General features: G+C 66.0%; 11 protein-coding genes. 4 read left to right on the plus strand and 7 right to left on the minus strand.

All coding sequences use genetic code 11. The annotated features are described in order from the left end of the window. Window positions 1–25 precede the first annotated feature (25 nt). The 5 genes from SGR02S_RS06130 to petA form a co-directional block, all read right to left on the minus strand. Entirely contained in the window at window positions 26–598 is a 573-nt protein-coding gene (locus tag SGR02S_RS06130) for a nucleotidyltransferase family protein (RefSeq protein ID WP_067106739.1), read from the minus strand. 145 nt (window positions 599–743) lie between these two features. Further along, window positions 744–1,298, minus strand: a complete 555-nt coding sequence (locus tag SGR02S_RS06135) for an adenine phosphoribosyltransferase (RefSeq protein WP_067106741.1) — start codon at window positions 1,296–1,298, stop codon at window positions 744–746. Between the two features lie 26 nt (window positions 1,299–1,324). Next, window positions 1,325–2,137, minus strand: a complete 813-nt coding sequence (locus SGR02S_RS06140) for a cytochrome c1 (RefSeq protein WP_067106743.1) — start codon at window positions 2,135–2,137, stop codon at window positions 1,325–1,327. A 31-nt stretch (window positions 2,138–2,168) separates the two neighbouring features. Continuing rightward, entirely contained in the window at window positions 2,169–3,449 is a 1,281-nt protein-coding gene (locus tag SGR02S_RS06145) for a cytochrome b (RefSeq protein WP_067106745.1), read from the minus strand. A gap of 13 nt (window positions 3,450–3,462) precedes the next feature. After that, a complete protein-coding gene (gene petA / locus SGR02S_RS06150) occupies window positions 3,463–4,020 on the minus strand; it encodes a ubiquinol-cytochrome c reductase iron-sulfur subunit (RefSeq protein WP_067106747.1) in 558 nt (185 codons plus the stop codon). A gap of 227 nt (window positions 4,021–4,247) precedes the next feature. On the opposite strand from petA, the gene SGR02S_RS06155 reads away from it, so the two are divergent. Both SGR02S_RS06155 and hemF read left to right on the plus strand, forming a co-directional pair. Then, entirely contained in the window at window positions 4,248–4,706 is a 459-nt protein-coding gene (locus SGR02S_RS06155) for a tRNA (cytidine(34)-2'-O)-methyltransferase (protein WP_067106749.1), read from the plus strand. Then, window positions 4,703–5,563, plus strand: a complete 861-nt coding sequence (gene hemF / locus SGR02S_RS06160; protein WP_067106751.1) for an oxygen-dependent coproporphyrinogen oxidase — start codon at window positions 4,703–4,705, stop codon at window positions 5,561–5,563. The genes SGR02S_RS06155 and hemF overlap by 4 nt, the downstream gene beginning before the upstream one ends. Before the next feature lie 49 nt (window positions 5,564–5,612). On the opposite strand, the gene SGR02S_RS06165 is transcribed toward hemF, so the two are convergent. Both SGR02S_RS06165 and SGR02S_RS06170 read right to left on the minus strand, forming a co-directional pair. Then, on the minus strand, window positions 5,613–6,470 hold the full coding sequence (locus tag SGR02S_RS06165; RefSeq protein ID WP_067106754.1) for a hypothetical protein: 858 nt from the start codon (window positions 6,468–6,470) through the stop codon (window positions 5,613–5,615). Window positions 6,471–6,531: 61 nt separating this feature from the next. Then, the gene (locus SGR02S_RS06170; protein WP_067106757.1) at window positions 6,532–7,275 is read right to left on the minus strand and encodes a glycerophosphoryl diester phosphodiesterase membrane domain-containing protein; all 744 of its coding nucleotides are present in this window, start codon (window positions 7,273–7,275) and stop codon (window positions 6,532–6,534) included. A 134-nt stretch (window positions 7,276–7,409) separates the two neighbouring features. Here SGR02S_RS06170 and lipB point away from each other — a divergent pair, with 134 nt between their 5' ends. Continuing rightward, complete coding sequence (gene lipB / locus SGR02S_RS06175) at window positions 7,410–8,063, plus strand: lipoyl(octanoyl) transferase LipB (protein ID WP_067106760.1); 654 nt, start codon at window positions 7,410–7,412, stop codon at window positions 8,061–8,063. 9 nt (window positions 8,064–8,072) lie between these two features. After that, window positions 8,073–8,414 carry a hypothetical protein gene (locus SGR02S_RS06180; RefSeq protein ID WP_067106763.1) on the plus strand — a complete coding sequence of 114 codons (342 nt, stop codon included), beginning with the start codon at window positions 8,073–8,075 and terminating at the stop codon, window positions 8,412–8,414. Window positions 8,415–8,798: the final 384 nt, after the last annotated feature.

An 8,798-nucleotide genomic window follows, 5' to 3' on the forward strand; every position in this document is an offset into this window, starting at 1 on the left:
CGGGCTTCTGCCGGGAGACGACTCCTTACGGCGAAGCGGGAAGAGACGGGATCGTCAGCATCGGATAGCGCTTCAGCCACTGCTTCGATGCCACCCGCCCATCGAAGATCGCCCGCCTCTCGCCGACGAAGGCCGGCGTTGGCCGCAAGCGTAGCGCGAAAAGATCGTCCAGGCCGAAAGGGGCGTTGATCTCCACCGTTCCGGCATGCAACCGCGCGGCAACGGCGGTCGCCGTCTCGGGCCAATGCATCATCGCATCTGCCGCCGACTCATAGGCGCGGTCGCCATTCCGATGATGCATTCGAGCCTGATTCTTCACCGACCATGCGAATTTCGGCAGAACGGCGGACAGGCGCCATTCGATGTCGCGGTCGATCGCCGGATCTGCCCGCGTGCGCGAGAACCAGATCACGTCGACATCCCCGGTGGGAGGCGATCGAAGGCGGCCGTGCAGATGGTCCCAGACCGCGTCGCGAACGAAGCCCGCCCCGATCCAGCCGTCGGGCAGCGTCAGCGCGGCGACGGCCGCCAGAGCCTCCAGTCGGACCGGATCGTTCGCAAGCAATGCGCAAAGGGCGGAGAGCCGATTCGGCTCCATCCCGAACCTAGACTCTGATGACTTTGGGTTGACCCAAGTCGGCATTGCGAGCGGAGCAAAGCAATCCAGGGCGCTTTATGCCTGCTCTGGATTGCCGCGCGGCTTCGCCGCTCGCAATGACGAGTCCGTCTGATGTCATCATGCCCTAATCCCCGTCGAAGGCGATCAGCGTTTCGCAAGCCAGCCCGGCGGCCGCCAGCCGCGCCGAACCGCCGAGGTCGGGCAGGTCGATCACGAACAGCGCGGCGGCGACTTCGGCCCCGGCGCTGCGCATGAGCTGTGCGGTGGCGAGGATGGTGCCGCCGGTCGCCAGCAGATCGTCGATCAGCACGACACGATGTCCCGGCAGCACCGCGCCTTCGTGCAGTTCGAGCCGATCGACGCCATATTCGAGTTCGTAATCGACCCCGATCGTCATGCCGGGCAGCTTGCCCGCCTTGCGCACGGGAACGAGCCCCAGCCCCATCGCGGTCGCCATCGCCGCACCGAACAGGAAACCGCGCGCCTCAACCGCCACGATCAGGTCGGGGCGATGGATCGCCGCGCGGTCGCAAAGCCGGCGGACGCTTTCGGCGAAACCGGCAGCGTCGCCAATCAGCGTCGTGATATCCCGAAAGGAAATCCCCGGCTTCGGAAAGTCGGGGATCGTGCGGACGAGCGCCGCGAGGTCGAGATCGGGACGGGGCGGAAGGGCGATCATGCAAGCGGCCGCCCTTCCGTCACCGATCAGTGCTCCTTGTCGGCCCAGATGTTCCGATAGGACAGATAGGTCAGCGTGCTGAAGATCAGCAGGAAGATGAAGGCGCCCCAACCCACCTGCACGCGCTTCACCAGCTTCGGTTCGGCGGTCCAGACCAGAAAGGCCGTCACGTCGCTCGCCATTTGGTCGACGGTCGCCTTGGTGCCGTCGGCATAGGTGACCTGACCGTCCGCGAGCGGCGGCGCCATCGCGAGGTTCAGGTTGGCGAAATAGGGGTTGTAGTGCAGCCCGGTGCCGGGGCGCAGTTCCTTGGGCAGGTTCGCCGGCGGGTTCTGGAAACCGGTCAGCAGCGAATAGATGTAATCCTTGCCGCCTTCGCGCGCCTTGGTGATCAGCGACAGGTCGGGGGGCAGCGCGTTGTTGTTCGCCGCACGCGCCGCGACCTCGTTGGCATAGGGCGCCGGGAAATGATCCGACGGCAGGCCGGTGCGCGTCGCCGGTTCGCCCGTGTCCGGGTTGATCGACGGGATATTGTCATAGCTCTTGGCGAAGCTCTTCACCTGGCCTTCGGTATAGCCCAGGTCCTGAATGTTGCGGAACGCGACGAGGTTAAGGCTGTGACAGGCCGAGCAGACTTCCTTGTAGACCTGCATCCCGCGCTGAAGCTGCGCCTTGTCCCAGTGCGGCACCAGGCCGTCACTGGCGAGCTTCAAATGCTTCGGATGTTTATGGAACTCGTGCGAGGCATTGGGCTCATTGGTGAGCGGCGTCGTGAGTATCGCGAGCACCAGCGCGGCAATGAAACCCAGGCCGACGAGAAAACCGAGCGGACGAACCATGGCTGTATCAGCTCCTATATAAGTCCGGCGCTCAGGCCGTTGCCGCCGACGCGGCGTCGGCATGTTTTGCAAGGACCGCTTCCGTGATCGAATTCGGCATCGGTTCGGGACGTTCGATCCGCGAAACGATCGGCAGAATGATCAGGAAGTGCGCGAAATAATAGATCGACGCGAGCTGGCTCATGATCACATAGGGCTGCTCGGCGGGGCTCATGCCGCACCAGCCCAGGATGAACACGTCGAGGACGAGCAGCCAGAAGAACTTCCGGTACAGCGGACGATAGTTCGACGACTTCACGGGCGAACTGTCGAGCCAGGGCAGGAAGAACAGCAGCGCGATCGCCGCGAACATCGCGATGACGCCCCACAGCTTCGCGTCGATCCACAGGAAGTTGAAGGTGAAGGCGCGCAGGATCGCGTAGAAGGGCCAGAAATACCATTCGGGAACGATATGCGCGGGCGTCGAAAGCGGGTTCGCGGGGATATAGTTGTCCGCGTGACCCAGCATGTTCGGGACGAAGAAGGTCAGCGCGACGAACACCAGCAGGAAGATGCCGAGTCCGAACCCGTCCTTCGCGGTGTAATAGGGGTGGAAGGGCACCGTGTCCTGTTCGTCCTTCACCTCGATCCCCGTCGGGTTCGACGAACCCGGGATATGCAGCGCCCAGATGTGGAGGATGATGACCCCCGCGATCACGAACGGCAGCAGATAGTGCAGCGAGAAGAAGCGGTTGAGCGCGGCGTTGTCGGGTGCGAAGCCGCCGAGCAGCCAGACGCGGACCGGCTCGCCGACCACCGGAATGGCGGAGAAGAAGCCGGTGATGACCTGCGCGCCCCAGAAGCTCATCTGGCCCCAGGGGAGCACGTAACCCATGAAGGCGGTCGCCATCATCAGCAGGAAGATGACGACGCCGAGCAGCCACACCATCTCGCGCGGCGCCTTGTACGACCCGTAATAGAGGCCGCGGAAGATGTGGAGATAGACGACGATGAAGAACATGCTCGCGCCGTTCATGTGCGCGTAGCGGATGAACCAGCCCGCGTTGACGTCGCGCATGATGTGCTCGACCGAGTCGAAGGCGACGCCAGCATTGGCGGCATAATGCATCGCCAGCACGATGCCGGTGATGATCTGGATCGCCAGCGCGGCGCCGGCGAGGACGCCGAAGTTCCAGAAATAGTTGAGATTGCGCGGCACCGGATAACCACCGCCGATGGCATTGTAGACGAGGCGCGGCATCGGCAGCTTCTCGTCCAGCCACTTCATCAGCGGGTGCTGGGGCTGATACTGGTTGGCCCAGGGAAAGCTCATCTTATCTCGCTCCTCAGCCGATCGTCACGACGGTGTCGCTGGTGAAATCATAGGGCGGCACGACCAGATTCTTGGGCGCCGGACCTTTGCGGATGCGCGCCGCGGTGTCGTAGTGCGATCCGTGGCACGGGCAGAAATAGCCGCCGAAATCGCCGCGCGGCTCGCCTTCGGCGGCGCCCAGCGGAACGCAGCCGAGGTGCGTGCAGACACCGAGCGTGATCAGCCAGTTCTCCTTGCCCACCTTGGTCCGCTCCGCCAGCGTTTCGGGGTCGCGCAGTTCGCTGAGCGGCACCTTGTTCGCCTCGGCGATCTCGGCGGGGACGAGGTTGCGGACGAACACCGGCTGCTTGCGCCAGCTCGTCTTGATCGACTGCCCCGGCTGGATCGCCGAAATGTCGATTTCGGTCGACGACAGCGCGAGCACGTCGGCGGACGGATTCATCTGATTGACCAGGGGAAGAACCACCGCGACGGACCCGACTCCGGCAAAACTCACTGCCGCGATATTGATGAAGTCCCGGCGCCGCACGCCATCTTCGATGCCGGCGGAGGTTTCGGTTTCACTGGCCATTCGACTGCCCTTGCATGGGTGAACTGACAAAGTTCCCGGAAAAGGAATGACCCGCCCCTGATGCATGCGCGCGAAACGACGCAGCCCCGGCGGCCCCTCCGGGAATTGCCGGCCTGATAGCCGCACATACCCGCCTTGCCAACAGGCAATTTCCCCTTTTCCGCCAATGCGGCGGGCTTGGCCCCTCGCCTCTCGATTCGCTGCCGGGCCGGCGCTATGGCGGCGACATGGACCTGGCGCTGTTCCAGCCCGAGATCGCGGGCAACGTCGGCACGACGCTGCGCACCGCCGCCTGCCTGGGCGTCGCGGTCCACATCATCGAGCCGTGCGGCTTTCCCTTTTCGGATGCGGCGCTGAAACGCGCCGGCATGGATTACGCCACGCGCGCCAACAGCCGGCGCCACGCCGACTGGGCCGCGTTCCGGTCGTGGAGCGCAGCGGAAGGGAAGCGGCTGGTGCTGCTGACGACGGCCGGAGCGACTCCCCTTCCCGCCTTCGATTTCCACCCCGACGACACGCTGCTGCTCGGCAGCGAATCCGCAGGCGCGCCGCCCCATGTCCATGATGCCGCGGCGGCGCGGGTCGCGATTCCGATGCGTCCGGGCTTTCGGTCCTTGAATGTCGCAGTGGCGGCTGGCATCGCGCTCGCCGAAGCGCTCAGGCAGACGAAAGGCTTTCCCGCATGATCACGCTCGATCCCCAGCAACAGGCGGCACGCGACTGGTTCGAGTCGCTGCGCGACCGGATCTGCGCCGCGTTCGAGGCGATCGAGGCCGAAGCCGGCAGCGACGCCCGCTTCGCTTACACGCCCTGGGACCGCGAGGCCGAGGGACTCGCTCCCGGCGAAGGCGGCGGCGGGGTGCGCGGGGTGATGACGGGGCAGGTGTTCGAGAAGGTCGGGGTCAACGTCTCGACCGTCGGCGGCCGTTTCGCGCCCGATTTCGCCCAGTCGATCCACGGCGCGGGCGACGACCCCAGCTTCTTCGCCACCGGCATCAGCCTCGTCGCGCACATGGCGAATCCGCATGTTCCGGCGGTCCATATGAACACGCGCTTCCTCGTCACCCAGAAGCGCTGGTTCGGCGGCGGCGCCGACCTCAACCCGCCAATTCCCTATGCCGAGGATACCGACGCCTTTCACGCGCGGCTGCGCGCGGCCTGCGCGCCCTTCGGGCCCGATGTCTATCAGCGCTACGCCAAATGGGCCGACGACTATTTCTTCATCCCGCACCGCGGCGTCCATCGCGGCGTCGGCGGCATCTTCTACGACCATCTCGAATGCGGCGACGACGCCGAATTCGACCGCAACTTCGAATTCACCCGCGCGGTCGGCGAAGCGTTCCTCGACATCTTCCCGCAGATCGTGCGGCGGCGGATGAACCAGCCGTTCACCGACGCGGACCGCGAAGCACAACTCGTCTGGCGCGGCCGCTATGCCGAGTTCAACCTCGTCTACGACCGCGGCACGCTGTTCGGACTGCGTACCGGGGGCAATATCGACGCGATCCTGATGAGCCTGCCGCCGGTCGCCAAATGGAGCTGACGGACGGAAGGCGGCGCCACGGCCGGACCGCCTTCCCTCGCATCGCCAATCAGGCGAACACGTCGCTCCTGTTGGTCCCGCCCAGCGCGCGATAGAGGCCCGCTGGCACCCCGACCTGCAGATAGGCCATCGGGACGCTGAGCAGGATCGCGCCGATGATCAGGCCGAGCATCGACCCGGTGCCCGGCGCGCCGCCGGCCAGCAGCGACACGCCGACGATCATCCCCAGGATCATGAAGATCACGATCAGCGCGACGCCGAGCAGGATGAAATAGGCGAAAATCTTCCACTGCGACGCGGCGGTCATCCGCCACGAAGCGCCGAGCGCGGCGAGCACGTTATAGCTGCGCTGGTCGGCCATATAGGGACCGGTGCAGCAAAGGCGCGCCGCAAGCCAGACGAGGAACAGCAGGAACAGCGGCGCGATCAGAAAGAATGCCACGCCAATTCCCATCAGCGCCGAACTGCTCGGCTCGCCCCCGCTCGCCAGCGTCATCAGGGCGCTGCCGAAGAACAGGAAACCGATGATACCGAGCAGCAGGACCACCACGACCGCCAGCAACAGCACCGGCAACGAAGCGATCATGCCATAGCCGAGCGCCGCGCCGACCGGCTCGCCGCCATTGGTCAGGCCGATCCGCCACGACGCGAAATAGCTGCCCGTCTGGAGCACATAGTTGACGATGCCGAGCAGGACGCCCGTCGCCCCCATCGCCGCGACCAGGCCGGCGCTGTTTTCGGCCATGGCCGCCGGATCGAACATCGTCGCGCCGCCGCCCAGCAGGAGCTGGAGGATCAGCGGCGCCGCGATGCCGACGCCGATCAGCACGATCGCGTGATGGACCGCCTGCCCGCTGAAAAAGCCGGTCGCATAGGACCAGGCCTCGCTTATGCTAATTCGGTTCATATCGTCCGTCTCCCCTGCTTGCCGAACCGGCTTCCGCGCTTCCGCTGTCCGGCCCCTGCCATCATTCGAACAGTTCGCTCCGCCGCACGGCGAGCTGGCGATACGCCGCCGCCGACACCGCGATCGAAACGAAGCTGGCAACCGCGCCGAACCCGGCCTCGACAAGCCCGCTGAGGATCCGGCCGATCCCCGCGCCGGTTCCGCCGACGAGCCCGACGAGGCTGCCGAGGATCACCGATGCGATTCCGAAGACCAGCGCGACCAGGAACAGGAAAAAGAAGATCGACCAGGCATTGCCCTGGGTCAGCCGCCAGCTTTCGCCGATCGCGGCCATGGGATTGCGGATTCGCCGGTCGGCGACCGCGGGCGCGATCAGGGCGAGCCGGCCGACCAGATAGAGTCCCGGCACGATGAGCAGGATGAAGCCCAGCGCCAGCATGATGCCCGCCAGCAGATGCGCCACCACCAGCGTCGGGAACAAAGTCAGCGCAAAGCTCAGCGCCTCGCCGACGCTCGTCCCGGTGCGCGACAGCCACAGCCGCAGGATCGCCAGCGTCCCGGCAATCGTGAACAGCGCCACGACAAGGCTGCCCGGCACCATCTGCCGGATATTCTCGCGAAAGGTCGCCATGATCTGATCGACCGTCGCGCCGCTCGGCGGTTCGATCGGCACCGGGCCGAACCAGGCGACCGCGAGCGCCGGAAGGAAGAGAAAGACCGCCGCGATCGTGCCGGTCAGGCCGCTGTGGGAGCGCAGCAGCTGGACCGCATCGTCCCACGCCGCGCCCATGTCGAATTTTGTCATTGATACCCCGTCGCTTTTCGGTGGTTCCGTTTTCGGGGGGAGAGTGACGTGCCCGGCCTCTCCTGTCCAGCATTCTCGGCAGTGCCGCGCAGCGCGGGCTTGCGTCGTCGGGAACCGCGAGGCAGGGAGCGACCATGCCCGACCCCGCCCTGCCCGAATGGCGCGTCACGCCCGGTCTTGCCGATTATGCGGAGGCGCTCGCCGACATGGAGGGGCGCGCCGCCGCCATCCAGGCCGGCGATGCGCCCGAACGCATCTGGCTGCTCGAACATCCGCCGCTCTACACCGCCGGGACGAGCGCCGATCCCGCCGAGCTGCTCGACGCGCGCTTTCCGGTGCATGTCGCGGGACGCGGCGGCCGCTACACATATCACGGCCCCGGACAGCGCGTCGGCTATGTCCAGTTGGACCTCGCCCGGCGCGGGCGCGACGTGCGCGCCTATGTCTCGGCGCTCGAGGGCTGGGTGATCGACGCGCTGGCGGTTTTCGGTGTCGCGGCGCGGCGCGCCGAGGGGCGCATCGGCATCTGGACCGACGATGCGCAGGGTCGCGAAGCGAAGATCGGCGCGATCGGCGTCCGGGTGCGGCGCTGGGTGACGCTGCACGGCTTTGCGCTCAACGTCGCTCCCGACCTGTCGCATTTCTCCGGAATCGTCCCCTGCGGCATCGCCGAATTTCCCGTTACGAGCCTCGCCGCGCTGGGCATCAACGCGAGTATGGACGACGTCGACGCCGCCTTGCGGCAGGCGCTGCCCGCCTTTCTCGACAAGCTTCCGGCAAGCGATTAGGAAGCCCGCATGAACCGTTCGCTTCTCGCTTCGCTCCTGCTTCTTCCTCTGGCCGCCTGCGGTGGCGGCGACAGCGGCGGCTCCTCGACCGCCAAGCTCGACGCGGTGGAGGTGCAGCCGGGGACGATCAGCGATTCGATGATCATCCTCGACGACGCCGCGGGCGACGGCACCGCGATCGACAACAGCGTGCCCGACGATGGGACGAAGAAGGAAGCGGCCAAGCCCGACGAGGCGGCGACGGACGACGCCGATGCCGCCCCCAACGCGGCCGACGACAATCCCGACGCGGTCGACATGCCCGCGGCGCGCAAGGCGGTCACCCCGGAGAGCGCAGCCAAAAAGGGCTGACCCGATCCTTTGCCGAATGTCGTCATGCTGAACTCGTTTCGGCATCCATGGCCCGGCTCTCCTCCGGCGCTGCGGCGAAGAAAACGGCAGGCGATGGCGGCCTACAGGCCTCTCAGGCAGATAACGGCCTGATCCCCGGCGAAAGCCGAGGCCCAGACGGCATGGCGCTGCCCCACATGGACCCCGGCTTTCGCCGGGGAACAGCCCCTTGCCGGAAAGCGATAATCGCCAGCCTGTTTCAGGGTCGAGGCGACATGGTAAGCCTCTCCCCTTCAGGGGAGGGGTGGGGCTCGAACCCTTGCACGATCCCCCCGCACTTGAAGGGGAAGGGCTTGATTCAATACAGACAGGACAGAGCTTAGAGCCTGACGCCATGCGTTGGAA

This window comes from Sphingopyxis granuli NBRC 100800 (assembly GCF_001591045.1).
GTDB lineage: Bacteria > Pseudomonadota > Alphaproteobacteria > Sphingomonadales > Sphingomonadaceae > Sphingopyxis > Sphingopyxis granuli.